Genomic DNA, 18,120 nt, shown 5'->3' with positions numbered 1-18,120 from the left:
GGGCCCGGCGAAAAGGATGCCGGGTTCTCGCCTGCCCACACCTATGCTGCGGGGGTGAGTGACTCCGGGCGCGGCGTGGTGGCGGGCGTCGCCGCCTACGTCATCTGGGGTCTCTTCCCCCTCTACTGGCCGTTGCTGGAGCCCGCGAGCGCCACCGAGATCCTGGCTCACCGCATCTTCTGGTCGGCGGTCTGCATGGTGGTCGTGGTGGTGGCCCTGCGGCGGTGGCGACGCCTGCAGCCCCTGGTCCGTGACCGTCGGCGTCTGGCGCTGCTCACCGTGGCCGCCGTCGTCATCACGGTCAACTGGGGCGTCTACATCTGGGCGGCCAACAACGGCCACGTGGTGGACGCCTCGTTGGGCTACTTCATCAACCCCCTGTTCTCGGTCGCCCTGGGGGTCTTCGTGCTCGGGGAGCGGCTGCGCCCGCTCCAGTGGATCGCCGTGGCCATCGCGGTCGTGGCCGTCGTCGTGCTCACCGTGGGCGTGGGGCGGCCCCCGTGGATCGCCCTGCTCCTGGCGGCGAGCTTCGGGACCTACGGGCTGGCGAAGAAGAAGGCCGCCGCGGGCGCCTTCGAGTCGCTGACGGTGGAGACCCTGCTGCTCACGCCCTTCGCCCTGGCCTACGTCGTGTGGCTGACCTCGGTCGGCACGGCGACCTTCGGCACCCAGGGGCCCGGGCACGCCGCGCTCCTCGTGCTGGCCGGCGCCGTCACCGCCGTGCCCCTGGTGCTCTTCGGGGCCGCGGCCACCCGGATGACCTTGGCCAGCCTCGGGTTGCTGCAGTACCTGGCGCCGATCCTGCAGTTCGCCCTCGGCGTGTGGTGGCTGGGCGAGGCGATGCCCACCGTGCGTTGGGTCGGTTTCGCACTCGTGTGGGTGGCCCTCGTCGTCTTCACGACGGAGGCGCTGATGCACCACCGGCGTCGCCAGCTGCTGCTGGCCGCGGAGTCCAGCGCGGCCTGACGGCATCGTCCAGGCAGTGACCTGACAGGCAGGTGGCCCGGTTCGCTCTCGACGCCGGGGCCGGGCGCGTCAGGCGGAGCGGACCGCCACGACGTCGGCGAAGGCCTCCAGCGCCTGCCGCACGCCACCCTGGGGCAGCACGCCGAGGCGGGCCTTGCCCTCGGCGGCACGGTCCTGGACGTAGGCACGGGCCTCGTCCATCGCCGGGTGCTTGCGGAGCAGGTCAAGGGCCTCGGCGTGGAGCGCGTCGTCGGCGAGGTCGGCGTCGAGCAGCTCGATCAGCCGGGCGTCCTCGGGACGGTTGGCGGCCCGGGCCATGAGCACGGGAAGCGTCGGTACGCCCTCGCGCAGGTCGGTGCCGGGCGTCTTGCCGGACTCCTCCGACTCGGAGGCGATGTCGAGGATGTCGTCGGAGAGCTGGAAGGCGGAGCCGACGATCTCGCCGTACTCCCGCAGCGCCTCGCAGACCTCGGTCGACGCACCGGAGAACATCGCTCCGTAGAGGGCGGAGGTGGCGATCAACGAACCGGTCTTGCCGGCCACGACCTCGAGGTAGTGCGCGAGCGGATCGGCGCCCGGAGCCGGCTTGACGGTCTCCAGGATCTGGCCCTCGACCAGCCGCGCGAAGGTGCGCGACTGGATGAGCACGGCCTCCGGGCCCAGCGCCGCGGTGAGCTCGGAGGAGCGGGCGAAGAGGTAGTCACCGGTGAGGATGGCGACGTGGTTGTCCCAGCGGGCGTTGGCCGAGTCGGCGCCCCGCCTGACGTCGGCCTCGTCCATCACGTCGTCGTGGTAGAGAGACGCGAGGTGCGTCAGCTCGACCACGGAGGCGGCCGTCAGCACCTCCGCCGCGTCCGGGCGGGGGCCCACCTCGGCGGCGAGCAGCACCAGCAGCGGCCGGAACCGCTTGCCGCCGGCCGACATCAGGTGGCCGGCAGCCTCGTTGATGAAGTCGGCGCTGCCCGAGACGTGTCCGGCCAGGTCGTCCTCGACCGTCGCCAGACGCCTGCGCAGGCGTTCGGCGAGCGCGTCGTCGACGACGGGGAGGGCCAGACCATCGGAAGGGTGGGGGGTCACCTGATGAATTCTCCCGCACTGGCCACGAGGTCGAGCAGCGGGTCCGGCAGGACGCCCAGGACCAGGGTCGCCACCAGGGTCACGGCGATCGCCGTGGCGGTGAAGGCCGACGGTGCCGCGACGACGGGGGCGTCGCCGTCGGGCTGACGGAAGTACATCAGCACGATGACCTTGAGGTAGATCCACGCCGCCACGACACTCATCAGCACGGCGAGCAGCACCACCGGCCACGCACCGGCCGCGAGGGCCACGGAGAAGACCGCCCACTTGCCCACGAAGCCGGAGGTCAGCGGGATGCCGGCCATGGCGAGCAGGAAGAAGGCGAAGGCACCCGCGACGAGCGGGGACTCCTTGCCCAGGCCCGCCCAGCGCGACAGCTGGGTGGTCTCGCCGCCGGCGTCGCGGACGAGGCTCACGACGGCGAACGCACCGAGCGTCATCAGACCGTAGGTCGTCAGGTAGAAGAGGACCGCCTCGACCGAGCTGAGCTCGCCGATCGCCAGCTCGCTCTGCGACTGGACGCCCAGCACGCCGGTGAGGATGAACCCGGCGTGGGCGACCGACGAGTAGGCCAGCAGACGCTTGACGTCGCTCTGGCCCACCGCGAGCACGGTGCCGATGACCATCGACAGGATGGCCACGACCCACATGACCGGAAGCCAGGACGTACGGTCGTCGCCCAGCGCCACGTAGAAGAGGCGCAGGATCGCACCGAACGCGGCGACCTTGGTCGCAGCCGCCATGAAGGCCGTCAGCGGGGTCGGCGACCCCTGGTAGACGTCGGGGCTCCAGGCGTGGAACGGCGCGGCGCCCACCTTGAAGAAGAGTCCGACCGCCAGCATGCCGACCGCGACGAGCAGCAGGCCCTCGCCGTCGGTGCGGTTGCGCACCGCCTCGGCGATCTCGCCGAACTCCATCGAGCCCGCGTAGCCGTAGAGCAGGGCGGCACCGTAGAGCAGGAAGGCGGAGGCGAAGGCGCCCAGGAGGAAGTACTTGAGCGCGGCCTCCTGGCTGAGGAGGCGGCGCCGACGCGCCAGGCCGGCGAGCAGGTAGAGCGGCAGCGACAGGATCTCCAGCGCCACGAAGAGCACGAGGAGGTCGTTGGCCGCGGGGAAGAGCAGCATGCCGAGCACGGCGAAGAGCAGCAGCGGGAAGACCTCGGTGTGCTCCCAGCGCTCCACGCCGGAGACCCGTTCGGCCTCCGACCCGGGTGCGGCGGACGCCTGCCCGGAGAAGGCGCTGACGCCTGCCTCGAGCCGACGCTCGGCGAAGAGCGCGGCCCCCAGGAGGGCCAGCACCAGGACGAGCCCCCAGATGAAGAGCGTCGGACCGTCGACGACGACCGAGCCCACGGCCGCGACCACGCCGTACGCCGCCCCGTCGCCGTGCACCGCGTCGGAGTCACCGCCGGAGAACTCCAGGGCGACCACGACCACCAGCGCCAGCGCGACGGCGAGCGACAGGAGGGTGAGCACCACCTGGACCAGGTGGCGGCGCGCCCGCGGCACGAAGGCCTCCACGACCACGCCGAGGCAGGCCGCGGCGAAGACGACCAGGAGCGGGGAGAGCTCGAAGTACTCCACGGTCGGGTTCACGAACTCGTTCACTGGTCGGCTCCCTCGTCAGTGGCGGCCTGGGTGTCCACGGCCGGAGGATCCTCGACGACGCCGACGTGGCTGAGGATGTCGTCGACCGCGGGGTTGATCACGTCGAGCACCGGCATCGGGAAGAACCCGAGGACCACGAGTGCCACCAGCAGCGGGGCCACGGTCGCGACCTCGCGACGGTCCAGGTCGACGACGCCGGCAAGCTCCTGCTTGACCGGCCCGGTCATGGTGCGCTGGTAGGTCCACAGGATGTAGATGGCCGCGAGCACGATCGAGGTGACCGCGATCGCGCCGGCCCACCAGGCGTAGCCGAAGGCGGCGATGAGCACCAGCACCTCGGAGACGAAGGGCGACAGGCCCGGGAGCCCAGCCGCTGCCATGCCGGCGACCAGGAACACGCCGGCCAGGACCGGCGCGGTCTTCTCGAGACCGCCCATCCGGGCGATGGAGGCGGTGCCGGTGCGCCGGATCATGTAGCCGGCGATCAGGAAGAGCGCTGCCGTCGAGATTCCGTGGTTGACCATGTAGAAGACCGCACCGGAGCCACCGTCACCGCTGAGCACGAAGATCCCCAGCACGATGAGACCGAAGTGCGAGAGCGAGGTCAGACCGATGAGGCGCAGCACGTCGTCCTGGCCGATCGCCACGAAGGCTCCGTAGACGATCGAGACCAGCGCCAGGATCACCACGACCGGGGTCGCCCACTGCGAAGCCTCGGGCAGCAGCCCCAGGCAGAAGCGGAGCATGCCGTAGGTGCCGATCTTGTCGAGCACGCAGACCAGCAGCACCGACGTGCCGGGCGTCGCCTTCTCCGTGGTGTCGGCCAGCCACGTGTGCAGCGGGAACATCGGCGCCTTCGCCGCGAAGGCGATGAAGAAGCCGACGAAGAGCCAGCGCTGCGTGGTCTCGTCGATGTCGAGCGCCGCCAGGTCACTGATCAGGTAGGACGGTGAGCCCGCGTCGGCGGAGACCACGTAGAGACCGATGACGCTGAAGAGCATCACCAGCCCGCCACCGAGCTGGTAGAGCAGGAACTTCGCCGCGGCCCGGCTGCGGCCCTCGCGGCCGAAACCGCTGATCAGGAAGTAGGCCGGGATCAGCGTGGCCTCGAAGACGACGTAGAAGAGGAAGACGTCGGTGGCGGTGAAGACCGCCAGCGACATGGCCTCCAGACCCAGCACCCAGGCGAAGAAGGACTTGGGGTTGCCCTCGTCGGACTCGTCCCAGCTGGCCAGCATGACCAGGGGCACGAGCACCACGGTCAGCAGCACCATCACGAGGCTGAGGCCGTCGACCCCGAGCGCGTAGTGGGCGCCGAAGAGCGAGATCCAGTCGTGGGTCTCGGTGAACTGGGTGCCGCCGCCGAGCGAGTAGTTCGCCGCGACGACCACGGCCGGCAGGAGGGTGGCCGCAGCCATCCCCAGGCCCACCTTCTTGGCCAGGGCGCCGTTGCCCGCGGGGAGGAGTGCCGTCACCAGCGCACCCACCAGGGGCACGAGGATCAGCAGGGTCAACCAGGGAAAGTCGCTCATGCGAGGTTCACCGCCAGCAGGACGAGGACGACGATCAGGACACCGCCGACGAGGGAAAGGGCGTACGAGCGGACGAAACCGTTCTGGATCCGGCGCAGCACCCGGGACAGGCCCTGGGTCGCTGCTGCACCACCTTCGACGGCACCGTCGACCACCACTCGGTCCATGGTGGTGAGTCCGGTCGCCAGACGGCGGCCCGGCTCGATCACCAGGACCTCGTTGATCTGGTCGCCGTAGAGGTCGGCACGGGCCGCACGGGTCAGGAAGGAGACGTCGGTGGGCGCCTCACGCGGGATGTCGCGCTTGGCCACGAACCAGATCGCCACGGCGACACCGGAGGCGACGACCGCGGTGATCAGGATCGTGATCACCCAGGCCGGCACCGGCGGCTCGTGGTGGGCGGCGTGGCCGACCACCGGCGTGAGCCACTCGACGATCCAGTCGCCCAGGAGCAGGATGCCGCCCAGCACGGAGAGCGCGGCCAGCACGATGAGCGGCACGGTCATCACCTTCGGCGACTCGTGCGGGTGCACGCCCGGCTCCCAACGCTTGTCGCCCCAGAACGTGAGGACCATCAGCCGGGTCATGTAGAAGCCGGTGACTCCTGCGCCGACCAGGGCCGCGACGCCGACCACCGGGTTCTCCACGAGCGCCGTCTCGATGATCTTGTCCTTCGACCAGAAGCCGGAGAACCCGGGGAAGCCGATGATGGCCAGGTAACCCATCAGGAAGGTCAGGTAGGTCACTGGCATGGCCTTGCCGAGTCCGCCGTAGCGACGCATGTTCACGTCGTCGTCCATGCCGTGCATGACCGACCCGGCCCCGAGGAACATGTTGGCCTTGAAGAAGCCGTGGGTGAGCAGGTGCAGGATCGCGAAGGCGTAGCCCGCGACGCCGAGACCGGCGGCCAGCATCATGTAGCCGATCTGGCTCATCGTCGACCCGGCCAGCGCCTTCTTGATGTCGTCCTTGGCGCAGCCGAGCACCGCACCCCACAGGAGCGTGACGGTGGCGACCACCACGACCGCGGTCTGGGCGATCGGCGCGTTCTCGAAGATGAAGTTGGCACGCACCACCAGGTAGACACCGGCGGTCACCATCGTGGCCGCGTGGATCAGGGCCGACACCGGCGTCGGGCCCTCCATGGCGTCGAGCAGCCACGCCTGCAGCGGCACCTGGGCCGACTTGCCGCAGGCACCGAGCAGGAGCAGCAGGCCCAGGGCCGTGAGCGTCGAGTCGCTGGCGCGCTCCGCGGCGGCCGAGACGACCGCGAAGTCGGTGCTGCCGAAGGTGGCGAACATCAGACCGATGGCGAGCGCCAGGCCGATGTCACCCACGCGGTTCATCACGAAGGCCTTCTTCGCGGCCGCAGCGGCCGACGGCTTGTGCTGCCAGAAGCCGATCAGCAGGTAGGACGCGAGACCGACACCCTCCCAGCCGAAGAAGAGACCCACGAAGTTGCCGGCGAGCACCAGCAGGAGCATCGCGGCGATGAAGAGGTTGAGGTAGCCGAAGAAGCGGCGCCGACGCTCGTCGTGCTCCATGTAGCCGATCGAGTAGACGTGGATCAGCGTGCCCACACCCGTGATCAGCAGGAGGAAGAGCGCGGAGAGCGGGTCGTAGAGCAGGTCCATGCCGACCTCGACCGGACCGGCGGAGAACCACGTCCAGAGCTCTTGGCCGATCTGGCGCTGCGACTCGTCGCGACCCCGCAGCTCGAAGAAGAGCACCAGGCTCAGGACGAAGGAGCCAGCCGCGGTCGCGGTGCCGAGCCAGTGGCCCCACCGGTCGATCGCGCCGCGCGTCATCGGGCCGCCCAGCAGGAGCACCAGGGCTCCCAGCAGCGGCAGGCCGATGACCAGCCACAGCAGCGAGAGGACGCCGTCGGCCTGGCCGGGCTCCACCACCGGCACCACGGCGTCGGCCAGCGAGAGGCCAGCGCCCAGTGAGAGTGCAGTCGTCATGTCAGACCTCTCAGTACTTCAGCAGGCTCGCGTCGTCGACCGAGGCCGAGCGACGGGTCCGGAAGATGGTCATGATGATCGCCAGCCCGACGACCACCTCGGCTGCGGCCACCACCATCACGAAGAAGGCGGCCACCTGCCCGTCGAGGTTGCCGTGCAGCTTGGCGAAGCTCACCAGCGCGAGGTTGCAGGCGTTGAGCATCAGCTCCACGCACATGAAGACCACGATCGCGTTGCGCCGGGTCAGCACGCCCACGGCGCCGATGGTGAAGAGGATCGCCGAGAGGACGATGAACGGGGTGACACTCATGCCCGGTCTCCCTTCGACTCGCCGGCCTCGTCAACGACGTCGGTCGCGTTCTGTGCTGCGCCCTGCTCCTCGTTGGCCACCACCGGGCCCGGCGAGGGCTGGCCCGCGACCTGCCGCAGCACGTCGTCGATCCGGTCAGCCTCGGCAGGGGCGGAGCGCACCGTGCCGCGCGCCGCGAGGACCCGCGAGACCGACGACGGCTCGGGGCTGCCGTCGGGCAGCAGGCCGGGGGTGTCCACGGCGTTGTGCCGGGCGTACACGCCGGGGGCGGGCAGCGGTCCGGGGTGCTTGCCCGACTCCTTGTAGGCGCGCATGCGCTCGGCGGCGAGGTCGGCCTGGGTCACGCGCGGTCCCTTGTCCCGGTGGGTGAGCACCATGGCCCCGAGGGCCGCAGTGATGAGGAGTGCGGCGGTCGCCTCGAACGCCAGCACGTAGCGCGAGAAGAGCAGCGCCGCGAGGCCCTCGATGTTGCCGTCGGAGTTCGCGGTCTCCAGACCCACGACGGTGCCGTAGCCGACCTGTCCGAGCACGACGAGCAGCAGGGTGCCGAGGGCGAGCCCGGCGACGACGCTGGCCACTCGCTGGCCACGGATCGTCTCCACCACCGAGTCGGCGACGTCGACGCCGACCAGCATCAGGGCGAAGAGGAAGAGCATCAGGATGGCGCCGGTGTAGACGATGATCTGCACCACGAAGAGGAACGGGGCCTCGAGCGACAGGTAGAGCACCGCGAGGCTGATCATCACGGTCGCCAGGAGCAGCGCGGCGTGCACGGCCTTGCGCACGACGAGCAGCCCCAGCGCGGCGAGGACCATGATCGGCGCCAGGATCCAGAAGGCGGTCACTGCTCGGCCTCCTTCTGCGGGTCCGGGGTCTTCGCGTCGCCGCTCCGGGCGTCCCGGGCGGCGAAGTCGCCGCGGTAGTAGTCGCCCTCGTCGTCGCCCAGGCGCATCGGGTGGGGCGGCTGCTCCATGCCGGGCAGGAGCGGAGCCAGGAGGTCGGACTTCTCGTAGATGAGCGACTCCCGGGTCGAGTCGGCCAGCTCGTACTCGTTGGTCATCGTCAGCGCCCGGGTGGGGCACGCCTCGATGCAGAGGCCGCAGAGGATGCACCGCAGGTAGTTGATCTGGTAGACGCGGCCGTAGCGCTCGCCGGGGCTGAAGCGCTCGTCCTCGCTGTTGGAGGCACCCTCGACGTAGATGGCGTCGGCCGGGCAGGCCCACGCGCACAGCTCGCAGCCCACGCACTTCTCCAGGCCGTCGGGCCAGCGGTTCAGCTGGTGACGCCCGTGGAACCGCGGCGCGGTGGGCTGCTTGTCGAAGGGGTACTTCTCGGTGACGACCTTCTTGAACATCGTCCGGAACGTCACGCCGAATCCGGCGATCGGGTTCCACAGCTGGTCCTTGAGGGAGGCGGGTCCCTCGTCGGACGACCGGGTGGTGTCAACCATCAGTTCTCCTCCTGGCTGGTCGAGGTCCGTACGTCGTCGCCCGGGCCGCTCTCGCCCCGCACGGTGGTCGGTGTCCCGCCGGGGGCGCCGAAGGTGAGGGGCGCAGCCGCGCCCCGCACCGCACCGGCGGTCATCAGCGGGACGGGGAATGCCGGGTCACCGGTGACCACGACGGGTCGGGCGGTGGGCTCCTCGGCGCCGCCGGACCGGCTCGGCCAGAACAGCACGATGGCGGCCACGATGACGGCCCCGGCGGCCACGAGCACCAGGGTGCCGCGGTCGAAGGTGTTCTCCAGGGACATCACCCGCACGAGCGCGACGAGGACGACCCACCCCAGCGCACCGGGGATGAGCACCTTCCAGCCGAAGGCCATGAACTGGTCGTAGCGCAGGCGGGGCAGGGTGCCGCGCAGCCAGATGAACATGAAGATGAAGAGGAGCAGCTTGCCGAAGAACCAGAGCACGGGCCAGTAGCCCTCGTTGGCGCCCTCCCACAGGTGCTCGACGCCCCACGGCGCCTTCCAGCCACCCAGGAAGAGGGTGGTGGCGAGCGCGGAGACCATCGCCATGTTGATGTACTCGGCGAGGAAGAACATCGCGAACTTCATGCCCGAGTACTCGGTGTGGAAGCCACCCACCAGCTCACCCTCGGCCTCGGGGAGGTCGAAGGGCGCGCGGTTGGTCTCGCCGACCATGGAGATCACGTAGATCACGAACGACGGGGCGAGGATCAGGCCGAACCAGAGGTCGTCCTGCGCCTCGACGATCTCGGCCGTCGACATCGAGCCGGCGTACATGAAGACCGCCACGAGCGCGAGTCCCATCGAGATCTCGTAGGAGATCATCTGGGCGCTCGAGCGCAGGCCGCCGAGCAGCGAGTAGGTCGAGCCCGACGACCACCCGGCCAGCACGATGCCGTAGATACCGATCGAGGCGATCGCCATCACGAAGAGCACGGCCACCGGCATGTCGGTGAGCTGCAACGGGGTCTGGGTGCCGAAGAGGTTGACCTCCGGACCGAACGGGATGACGGCGAAGGTCACGAAGGCGGGCACCACGATGATGAGCGGCGCCAGCAGGAAGACGACCGTGTCGGCCGCCTTCGGGATGATGTCTTCCTTGAACATCAGCTTCGCGCCGTCGGAGAGCGACTGCAGGAGGCCGAAGGGACCGTTGACGTTCGGCCCGATCCGGTGCTGCATGCGGCCGACCACACGACGCTCGAACCAGATGTTGAAGAGCGTCAGCAGGACGAGCACCAGGAAGATCAGCACCGCCTTGACGATGACGATCCACAGCGGGTCCTGACCGAAGGCGCTGAGCGCGCCGTCCGCGGCGGTGTACATCACTGGACTCCCTTCACGACGACCGTGCTCCCCGGGGAGGCGAGCTCGGCGAGCACGCCGAGGCCCGTGGACCGCATCGGCACCCACACCACGCCCGGGGCCACGTCGGCGACCTCCAGCGGCAAGGTCATCGAGCCGCGGTCACCGGTCACGGTGACCAGGTCGCCGTCGGCCAGGCCGAGCCCCGCGGCGTCGTCGGCGCCGAGGCGCGCGACGGCCGGTCGAGCGGTGGCCTGGTAGTGGATCTCACCCTGCTGCAGGGTGCCGAGGTCGACCAGCTGGCGCCACGTGGCGAGCCGCAGACCTTCACCATGGGCGACCGCAGCGTCTCCGACGGAGACCTCGGTGGGACGGGCACCGTCCCACGCACCCAGCTGCACGATCTCGGTGCGGAGCTCCTGCACCGTCCGCCAGCCGAGCGGGCGACCCATCTCCTCGGCGATGCCGGCGAGGACACGCAGGTCGGGCAGGGTCATCGGGTCGGCGAGCACCGTGTCGAAGGCGCGGGCGCGGCCGTCCCAGGTGACGAAGGTGCCGGCCTTGTTGACCACCGGGGCCACCGGGAGGACCACGTCGGCCAGTCGGGTCACGTCGGTCTCGCGCTGCTCGAGGGAGACGACGAACGCGGCCGCCTCGAGCGCGGCCCGGAAGGCGGCCGGGTCTGCGGTGTCGTCGGGGTCGACGCCACCCACGACCAGCCCGCGGACCTGGCCGGCAGCCGTGGCGGCGACGATCGCGTCGGCGTCGCGGCCGGCGCCCGAGGGCACCGAGTCGACGCCCCAGGCGCTGGCCACGTCGACACGGGCGGCGGCGTCGGCCACCGGACGGGCACCGGGCAGGAGGGTCGGCAGGCAGCCGGCGTCCACCGCACCACGGTCACCGGCACGGCGCGGCACCCAGCCGGAGCGGGCTCCGCTGCGGGCCACCAGGTCGGCGACGGCGGCGTACGCCCCGGGCGAGGTCGCGAGACGCTCACCGGCCAGGACCACGTCGCCCGCGGTCAGCGACAGCCCCGCCAGGGCAGCGGCCTCGTCGCCGGGCGCGGTGAGCACGACCTCTGCGGACAGCTTGCGCGACCCGCGCGAGGCGAGCGGGGCCACCGCGACCACCCGGGTGCCGTGGTGGGTGACAGCCTTGCGCAGGCGCAGGAAGAGGGTGCCGGCCTCGTCCTCGGGCTCCAGCCCGACGAGGACGACGGTGCCCGCGGCCTCGAGGTCGGCGTACGTCACCGACGGGGCGTCGGTCGCGGAGGTGGCGACGTGCGCGGTGAGGAAGTCGGTCTCCTCACCGCTCAGCGGGCGGGCCCGGAAGTCGATGTCGTTGGTGCCCAGGGCGACCCGGGCGAACTTGGAGTAGGCGTAGGCATCCTCCGCAGTCAGGCGACCACCGGTGAGCACCGCGGAGGCGCCGGCGGCGGCGAGTCCGCGCGCAGCCACCGCGAAGGCCTCGGGCCACGACGCCGGACGCAGCTGCCCGTCGCCGCCGTCTTCCACGCGGTCGCGCACCAGCGGGTGGGTCAGCCGGTCCGGGGTGCGGGTGTAGTGGAAGGCGAAGCGGTCCTTGTCGGTGATCCACTCCTCGTTGACCTCGGGGTCGTCACCGGCGAGGCGTCGGGTGACCTTGCCGCGGCGGTGGTCGACGCGGATCGCGGCACCACAGGCGTCGTGCTCGGCGACCGAGGGGGTGGAGACCAGGTCGAAGGGACGGGCGCGGAAGCGGTAGTCCTCGCTGGTCAGGGCCCCGACCGGGCAGATCTGGATCGTGTTGCCGGCGAAGTAGGAGAGGAACGGCGCGTCGGGTGCGATGCCGATCTGCTGCTGGGCGCCACGCTCGACGAGCGCGATGAAGGGGTCACCGGCGATCTCGTCGGTGAAGCGGGTGCAGCGCTGGCAGACGATGCACCGCTCGCGGTCGAGCAAGATCTGCGGCGAGAGGTTGATCGGCTTGGGGAAGGTGCGCTTGACCATGCCCTGCTCGGAGAAGCGAGACTCACCCCGGCCGTTGCTCATCGCCTGGTTCTGCAGCGGGCACTCGCCGCCCTTGTCGCAGACCGGGCAGTCGAGCGGGTGGTTGATCAGCAGGAACTCCATGATCCCCTGCTGGGCCTTGTCGGCGCCGGCGGAGGTCAGCTGGGTCTTCACCTCCATGCCCTCGGAGGCGACCAGGGTGCACGACGGCTGCGGCTTCATCCGGCCGGGCGGACCCTGCATCTGGCGCAGCTCGCCGTCGGGGCCGGGCAGGGCCACCTCGACGAGGCACTGGCGGCAGGCACCCACGGGCTTGAGCAGCGGGTGGTCGCAGAAGCGGGGGATCTGGATCCCGACCTCCTCCGCCGCCCGGATCACCAGGGAGCCCTTGGGCACCGTCGTGGTGATGCCGTCGATGGTGAAGGTGACGGTCTCCTGGGGCTGGTTGTCACTCATGCCTGCGCTCCTGCGGGTGCGAAGAGGGCCGAAGCGGCCGGGTCGATCGGGCAACCCCCGTGCGTCAGGTGGGCCACGTACTCGTCGCGGAAGTACTGGATGGACGAGGTGATGGGGCCCACGGCACCGTCGGCCAGGGCGCAGAACGAGCGCCCGAGGATGTTGTCGCACTGGTCGAGGATGACCTCGAGGTCGGCCTCGGTGCCCTCGCCCTGCTCGAGCTTGCGCAACGACTGCACCAGCCACCACGTGCCCTCTCGGCACGGGGTGCACTTGCCACAGGACTCGTGCTTGTAGAACTCGGTCCACCGCAGCGTCGCACGCACCACGCAGGTGGTCTCGTCGAAGAGCTGGAGCGCGCGGGTGCCGAGCATCGAGCCGGCGGCGGCCACCGACTCGAAGTCCAGGGGCACGTCGAGGTGCTCGTCGGTGAGGATGCCGGTGGAGGAACCACCAGGGGTCCAGAACTTCAGGCGATTGCCGTCGCGCATCCCGCCGGCCAGGTCGATGAGCTCACGCAGCGTGATGCCGAGCGGCGCCTCGTACTGGCCGGGGTGGTTGACGTGGCCCGACAGGCTGAAGATGCCGAAGCCCTTGGAGCGCTCGGTGCCCATCGAGGAGAACCACTCGGGTCCGTTGGCCACGATGCTCGGCACGGAGGCGATCGACTCGACGTTGTTGATCACCGTGGGGCTGGCGTAGAGGCCGGCGACCGCGGGGAAGGGCGGGCGCAGGCGCGGTTGACCGCGACGGCCCTCGAGCGAGTCGAGCAGCGCGGTCTCCTCGCCGCAGATGTACGCCCCGGCGCCGGCGTGCACGACCAGGTCCAGGTCGTAGCCCGAGCCGTGGATGTCCTTGCCGAGGTGGCCGGCGAGGTAGGCCTCCGCCACGGCGTGCTGGAGCCGGCGGATCACGTGGGTGACCTCACCGCGCACGTAGATGAACGCGTGGTGGGCGCGGATCGCGTAGGAGGAGAGGATGACGCCCTCGACCAGCGTGTGCGGGCTGGCCATCATGAGCGGGATGTCCTTGCACGTGCCCGGCTCGGACTCGTCGGCGTTGACCACCAGGTACTTCGGGTTGGGGTTGTCCTGGGGGATGAAGCCCCACTTCATGCCGGTGGGGAAACCGGCGCCCCCCCGGCCACGGAGGCCGGAGTCCTTGACCATCGAGATGATCGCGTCGGGCTCGGCGGCGAAGGCCTTGCCGAGCGTGGCGTACCCCCCGCGGGCCTCGTAGGCCTCGAGCGTCCAGGACCGGTCGTCACCCCAGTTGGCGGTGAGGACGGGCGTCAAGGTGTCGGTCACTTCGACTCACCCTCTCCGATGGCAGCCGCACCGGCGTCGGGCGCGCTCCATCCGCGCTCGCGCGCGATCTCGGTGCCGCGCAGCGAGGCCGGTCCCCCGGAGGGGCCCTCGTCGGCGCGACCGTCGTTGAACCCCGCGATGACACGCTCGTTCTCCCGCCAGGTGCCCACGACGGGCCCCCGGGTCGAGCGCACCTCGTTGCCGGCGCGGAGCTCCTCGACGAACTCGACGACCGACTCCGGCGTCTGGTTGTCCATGAACTCCCAGTTGACCATCGCCACGGGGGCGAAGTCGCAGGCGGCGTTGCACTCGATCCGCTCGATCGAGACGGTGGCGGCGTCCTCGGGACGCTTCTCCGCCGTCTCGTCGTTGCCGCAGCCCAGGTGGCCGCTGAGTCGGTCCCAGATGGCGTCGCCGCCCATCACGGCGCAGAGAGTGTTGACGCAGACCCCGACGTGGTAGTCGCCGACCGGGCGACGCTTGTACATCGTGTAGAAGGTCGCCACCCCGCTGACCTCGGCGGGGGCGAGGTCGAGGACCTCGGCGCACGCCTCGATGCCCTCGGGGGTGATCCGCCCCTGGGCCGACTGCACCAGGTGCAGCATCGGCAGGAGGCCGGAGCGCTTGTGCGGGTAGCGGGCCGCGATCTCGCGCAGCTCGTCCCAGGTCTTGTCGTCGAGCGGCTGGTCGGTCACCGGTCCACTCCTCCCATCACGGGGTCGATCGAGGCGATCGCCACGATCACGTCGGCGACCATGCCGCCCTCGGACATCACGCTCGTGCCCTGCAGGTTGACGAACGACGGGTCGCGGAAGTGCGCCCGGAAGGGGCGCGTGCCGCCGTCGGAGACGACGTGGGCGCCGAGCTCGCCGCGGGGGCTCTCCACGGGGACGTACGCTTGCCCGGGCGGCACCCGGAAGCCCTCGGTGACGAGCTTGAAGTGGTGGATCAGGGCCTCCATCGACTCACCCATGATGTGGCGGATGTGGTCGAGGCTGTTGCCCATGCCGTCGGACCCGATCGCGAGCTGGCTGGGCCAGGCGATCTTCTTGTCCGCGACCATGACCGGGGCGCCCTCGAGGCCGGCCAACCGGTCGGTGGCCTGCTCGACGATGCGCAGCGACTCCCACATCTCGGCCAGCCGGACCCGGAAGCGGCCGTAGGCGTCGGCGGTGTCCCACGTGATGACGTCGAAGTCGTAGGTCTCGTAGCCGCAGTAGGGCTCGGTCTTGCGCAGGTCCCACGCGTAGCCGGTGGAGCGCAGCGGAGGACCCGTGATGCCGAGCGCCAGGCACCCGGCGAGGTCGAGGTGACCGACGCCCTCGAGGCGCCCGCGGAAGATCGGGTTGGCGTTGCACATGTCGGCGTACTCCGGGAGCCGCTTCTTCATCAGCTCGATGAAGTCACGCAGGTCGTCCAGGGCACCGGGCGGCATGTCCTGGGCGACGCCGCCGGGTCGGATGAACGCGTGGTTCATGCGCAGGCCGGTGATGGTCTCGAAGAGGTCGAGCACGAGCTCACGCTCGCGGAAGCCCATCGTCATGACCGTCAGGGCGCCGATCTCCATGCCGCCGGTGGCGACGGCCACCAGGTGCGAGGAGATGCGGTTGAGCTCCATCAGGAGCACGCGCATGACCTGGGCCTTCTCCGGGACCTGGTCCTCGATGCCCAGCAGACGCTCGACGCCGAGGGAGTAGGTCGCCTCGTTGAAGAACGGGGAGAGGTAGTCCATCCGGGTGCAGAAGGTCACGCCCTGGGTCCAGGTGCGGTACTCCATGTTCTTCTCGATGCCCGTGTGCAGGTAGCCGATGCCGCACCGGGCCTCGGTGACCGTCTCACCCTCGAGCTCGAGGATCAGGCGGAGCACGCCGTGTGTCGACGGGTGCTGGGGACCCATGTTGACGACGATCCGCTCCTGGGCGGCCTCGCCGAGTCCTTCGGTGATCGACTCCCAGTCCTGGCCGCTCACGTTGAAGACGCGGCCCTGACTCGTCTCGGCGGTGGGTGCGTAGACGTCCTCGTGCGTGTCCATCAGTTGTACGACCTCCGCTGGTCGGGGGGCGGTGTGGTGGCGCCCTTGTACTCCACGGGGATGCCGCCCAAGGGGTAGTCCTTGCGCTGCGGGTGGCCCGGCCAGTCGTCGGGCATGAGGATGCGCGTGAGCGCGGGGTGGCCGTCGAAGATGACTCCGAACATGTCCCAGACCTCGCGCTCCTGCCAGTCGGCGGTCGGGTAGACCGCCACCACGCTCGGCACGTGGGGGTCGGAGTCGGGCGCCGTGACCTCGACGCGGATGCGCCGGTTGTAGCTCATCGACAGCAGGTGCAGGACGACGTGCAGCTCGCGACCGGTGTCGTCGGGGTAGTGGACGCCGGAGATCGACGCCAGGAACTCGAAGCGCAGCTTCTCGTCGTCACGCAGCACCTGGACGACCGCGAGCAGGTGCTCACGACGCACGTGGAAGGTGATCTCACCGCGGTCGACGACGACGTGGCTGACCGCATCGGCGACCCCGTCGCTCGTGAGCCGCTCGGTGAGCGCGTCGGCGGTCTCGTCGAACCAGCCGCCGTAGGGCTGCGACGAGGCACCCGGGAAGACGGTGGGCGCGACCAGGCCGCCGAAGCCGGAGACGTCTCCGGTGCCGGTCACACCGAACATGCCGCGACGGACGCCAACGGCGGCGTCGACCTGCGTACCGTCACCGACGACCTCGCTGGAGACCGTGTCGCCGTCCGGGTGGACCTCCGGGGTCGAGACGACGGCGTCCTCGCGGGCCGGGCTCGTCTGCTGGCGGGCGGAGTCGGGGGTGGCGTCCTCGCTGTCGGGACGGCCCTTGCCGGGCTCGCTGGGGGTGCTCTGCTTCGGGGTGTCCGTCATCGCAGCATTCCTCGCTGGGCGGAGGTGGGCAGGGCGTTGAGGGCCACGGTCTCGCGCTCCTCGATCTCGGCCAGGCGGTTCGGCCCCATCTTGGTCGACTGGACCTGCTTCTGGAGCTTGAGGATCGCGTCGATGAGCATCTCGGGGCGCGGCGGGCAACCCGGCAGGTACATGTCGACCGGCACGACGTGGTCGACGCCCTGGACGATCGCGTAGTTGTTGAACATGCCGCCCGAGGAGGCGCACACGCCCATGGCGAGCACCCACTTGGGTTCGGGCATCTGGTCGTAGATCTGGCGGAGCACCGGCGCCATCTTCTGGCTCACCCGGCCCGCCACGATCATCAGGTCGGCCTGGCGCGGGCTCGCCCGGAAGACCTCCATGCCGAAGCGACCCAGGTCGTACTTCGGGCCGCCGGAGGTCATCATCTCGATGGCGCAGCACGCCAGCCCGAAGGTCGCAGGCCAGAAGGAGGCCTTGCGGAAGTAGCCCGCCAGGCCTTCGACCGTGGTCAGCAGCACTCCACTCGGAAGCTTGTCCTCTACGCCCACGACACTCCTCGCTTCGCTGCGTGCTGTCGCGCGGCCCGGCGACAGCGGTGGTTGGTGGTCAGCACGCTCGAGTCAGCCACGGCTCAGTCCCAGTCCAGCCCGCCACGGCGCCACTCGTAGGCGTAGGCGAGGGTGATGTTGAAGAGGAAGAGCAGCACGGCGATCACGCCGAACCAGGCGAGCTCGTCGAAGTAGATGGCCCACGGGACGAGGAACATGATCTCGACGTCGAAGATGATGAACGTCATCGCCACGGTGTAGTACTTCACCGGGATGCGCCCACCACCCAGGGGCTGCGGAGTGGGCTGGATGCCGCACTCGTAGGCGTCGAGCTTCACCTTGTTGGCGCGCTTCGGGCCGATGATCGCGGCCATACCGATCGAGGCGATCGCGAATCCGGCAGCGAGGACGACCAGCGCCAGCACTGGTGTGTAGAGCTCCACGTGCCACTCCCTTCCTGGGCGGTTCCCACGTGAACGTCATCACACTTGTGACCTTGTGAATTCATTCACGAATGGCTGTGACCGTCAGTCTAGGACCCCGTGCCGACGGCGTCACCCCGGGGTGACCAACTCGTGACTCGGGCGCTGACCTGCGCATTTAGCGCACGTCGTCGTCACCTAATTGCGGCCGGCGCACGAGCAGCGCTGAGCTGCGTGGGCGCCGAGGCGCGCCACGCTGCCGACGACTCCCCGGTCGATGCCGCGTGA

Annotated in this window: 16 protein-coding genes; 1 reads left to right on the top strand and 15 read right to left on the bottom strand. The window is 70.1% G+C overall.

What is annotated here, in order from left to right; translation table 11 throughout:
- The first annotated feature begins 54 nt into the window (after window positions 1–54).
- Window positions 55–966 (top strand): EamA family transporter RarD, encoded by a 912-nt coding sequence (rarD, locus tag IEQ44_RS13035; RefSeq protein ID WP_319804668.1) that lies wholly within the window; start codon window positions 55–57, stop codon window positions 964–966.
- 69 nt (window positions 967–1,035) lie between these two features.
- Here rarD and IEQ44_RS13030 read toward each other — a convergent pair whose 3' ends face one another.
- The 15 genes from IEQ44_RS13030 to IEQ44_RS12960 form a co-directional block, all read right to left on the bottom strand.
- Complete coding sequence (locus IEQ44_RS13030) at window positions 1,036–2,019, bottom strand: polyprenyl synthetase family protein (protein WP_438861853.1); 984 nt, start codon at window positions 2,017–2,019, stop codon at window positions 1,036–1,038.
- Between the two features lie 20 nt (window positions 2,020–2,039).
- Window positions 2,040–3,650, bottom strand: coding sequence for an NADH-quinone oxidoreductase subunit NuoN (nuoN, locus tag IEQ44_RS13025; RefSeq protein ID WP_193638903.1), 1,611 nt, complete (start codon window positions 3,648–3,650; stop codon window positions 2,040–2,042).
- Window positions 3,647–5,182, bottom strand: coding sequence for an NADH-quinone oxidoreductase subunit M (locus tag IEQ44_RS13020; RefSeq protein WP_193638902.1), 1,536 nt, complete (start codon window positions 5,180–5,182; stop codon window positions 3,647–3,649). The genes nuoN and IEQ44_RS13020 overlap by 4 nt, the downstream gene beginning before the upstream one ends.
- On the bottom strand, window positions 5,179–7,146 hold the full coding sequence (gene nuoL / locus IEQ44_RS13015; RefSeq protein ID WP_193638901.1) for an NADH-quinone oxidoreductase subunit L: 1,968 nt from the start codon (window positions 7,144–7,146) through the stop codon (window positions 5,179–5,181). The genes IEQ44_RS13020 and nuoL overlap by 4 nt, the downstream gene beginning before the upstream one ends.
- Before the next feature lie 10 nt (window positions 7,147–7,156).
- Window positions 7,157–7,456, bottom strand: coding sequence for an NADH-quinone oxidoreductase subunit NuoK (nuoK, locus tag IEQ44_RS13010; protein WP_193638900.1), 300 nt, complete (start codon window positions 7,454–7,456; stop codon window positions 7,157–7,159).
- Entirely contained in the window at window positions 7,453–8,301 is an 849-nt protein-coding gene (locus IEQ44_RS13005) for an NADH-quinone oxidoreductase subunit J (RefSeq protein ID WP_193638899.1), read from the bottom strand. Before IEQ44_RS13005 ends, nuoK begins: the two co-directional genes overlap by 4 nt.
- Window positions 8,298–8,906 (bottom strand): NADH-quinone oxidoreductase subunit NuoI, encoded by a 609-nt coding sequence (nuoI, locus tag IEQ44_RS13000; protein WP_193638898.1) that lies wholly within the window; start codon window positions 8,904–8,906, stop codon window positions 8,298–8,300. Before nuoI ends, IEQ44_RS13005 begins: the two co-directional genes overlap by 4 nt.
- A complete protein-coding gene (nuoH, locus tag IEQ44_RS12995; protein WP_193638897.1) occupies window positions 8,906–10,252 on the bottom strand; it encodes an NADH-quinone oxidoreductase subunit NuoH in 1,347 nt (448 codons plus the stop codon). The genes nuoI and nuoH overlap by 1 nt, the downstream gene beginning before the upstream one ends.
- Entirely contained in the window at window positions 10,252–12,675 is a 2,424-nt protein-coding gene (locus IEQ44_RS12990; protein ID WP_193638896.1) for an NADH-quinone oxidoreductase subunit G, read from the bottom strand. The genes nuoH and IEQ44_RS12990 overlap by 1 nt, the downstream gene beginning before the upstream one ends.
- Complete coding sequence (gene nuoF / locus IEQ44_RS12985) at window positions 12,672–13,982, bottom strand: NADH-quinone oxidoreductase subunit NuoF (protein WP_193638895.1); 1,311 nt, start codon at window positions 13,980–13,982, stop codon at window positions 12,672–12,674. Before nuoF ends, IEQ44_RS12990 begins: the two co-directional genes overlap by 4 nt.
- Window positions 13,979–14,677, bottom strand: a complete 699-nt coding sequence (gene nuoE, locus IEQ44_RS12980; protein ID WP_193638894.1) for an NADH-quinone oxidoreductase subunit NuoE — start codon at window positions 14,675–14,677, stop codon at window positions 13,979–13,981. Before nuoE ends, nuoF begins: the two co-directional genes overlap by 4 nt.
- Window positions 14,674–16,014, bottom strand: coding sequence for an NADH-quinone oxidoreductase subunit D (locus IEQ44_RS12975; protein ID WP_193638893.1), 1,341 nt, complete (start codon window positions 16,012–16,014; stop codon window positions 14,674–14,676). The genes nuoE and IEQ44_RS12975 overlap by 4 nt, the downstream gene beginning before the upstream one ends.
- Window positions 16,014–16,859 carry an NADH-quinone oxidoreductase subunit C gene (locus IEQ44_RS12970; protein WP_193638892.1) on the bottom strand — a complete coding sequence of 282 codons (846 nt, stop codon included), beginning with the start codon at window positions 16,857–16,859 and terminating at the stop codon, window positions 16,014–16,016. Before IEQ44_RS12970 ends, IEQ44_RS12975 begins: the two co-directional genes overlap by 1 nt.
- On the bottom strand, window positions 16,856–17,410 hold the full coding sequence (locus tag IEQ44_RS12965; protein ID WP_193638891.1) for a NuoB/complex I 20 kDa subunit family protein: 555 nt from the start codon (window positions 17,408–17,410) through the stop codon (window positions 16,856–16,858). The genes IEQ44_RS12970 and IEQ44_RS12965 overlap by 4 nt, the downstream gene beginning before the upstream one ends.
- 83 nt (window positions 17,411–17,493) lie before the next feature.
- Entirely contained in the window at window positions 17,494–17,853 is a 360-nt protein-coding gene (locus IEQ44_RS12960) for an NADH-quinone oxidoreductase subunit A (protein ID WP_193638890.1), read from the bottom strand.
- Window positions 17,854–18,120: the final 267 nt, after the last annotated feature.

Origin of the sequence: Nocardioides malaquae (assembly GCF_015070385.1) — a bacterium.
Classification (GTDB): domain Bacteria; phylum Actinomycetota; class Actinomycetes; order Propionibacteriales; family Nocardioidaceae; genus Nocardioides; species Nocardioides malaquae.
The sequence above is the reverse complement of the archived record's forward strand: the minus strand, read 5'-3'. Positions and strand labels throughout refer to the sequence as shown.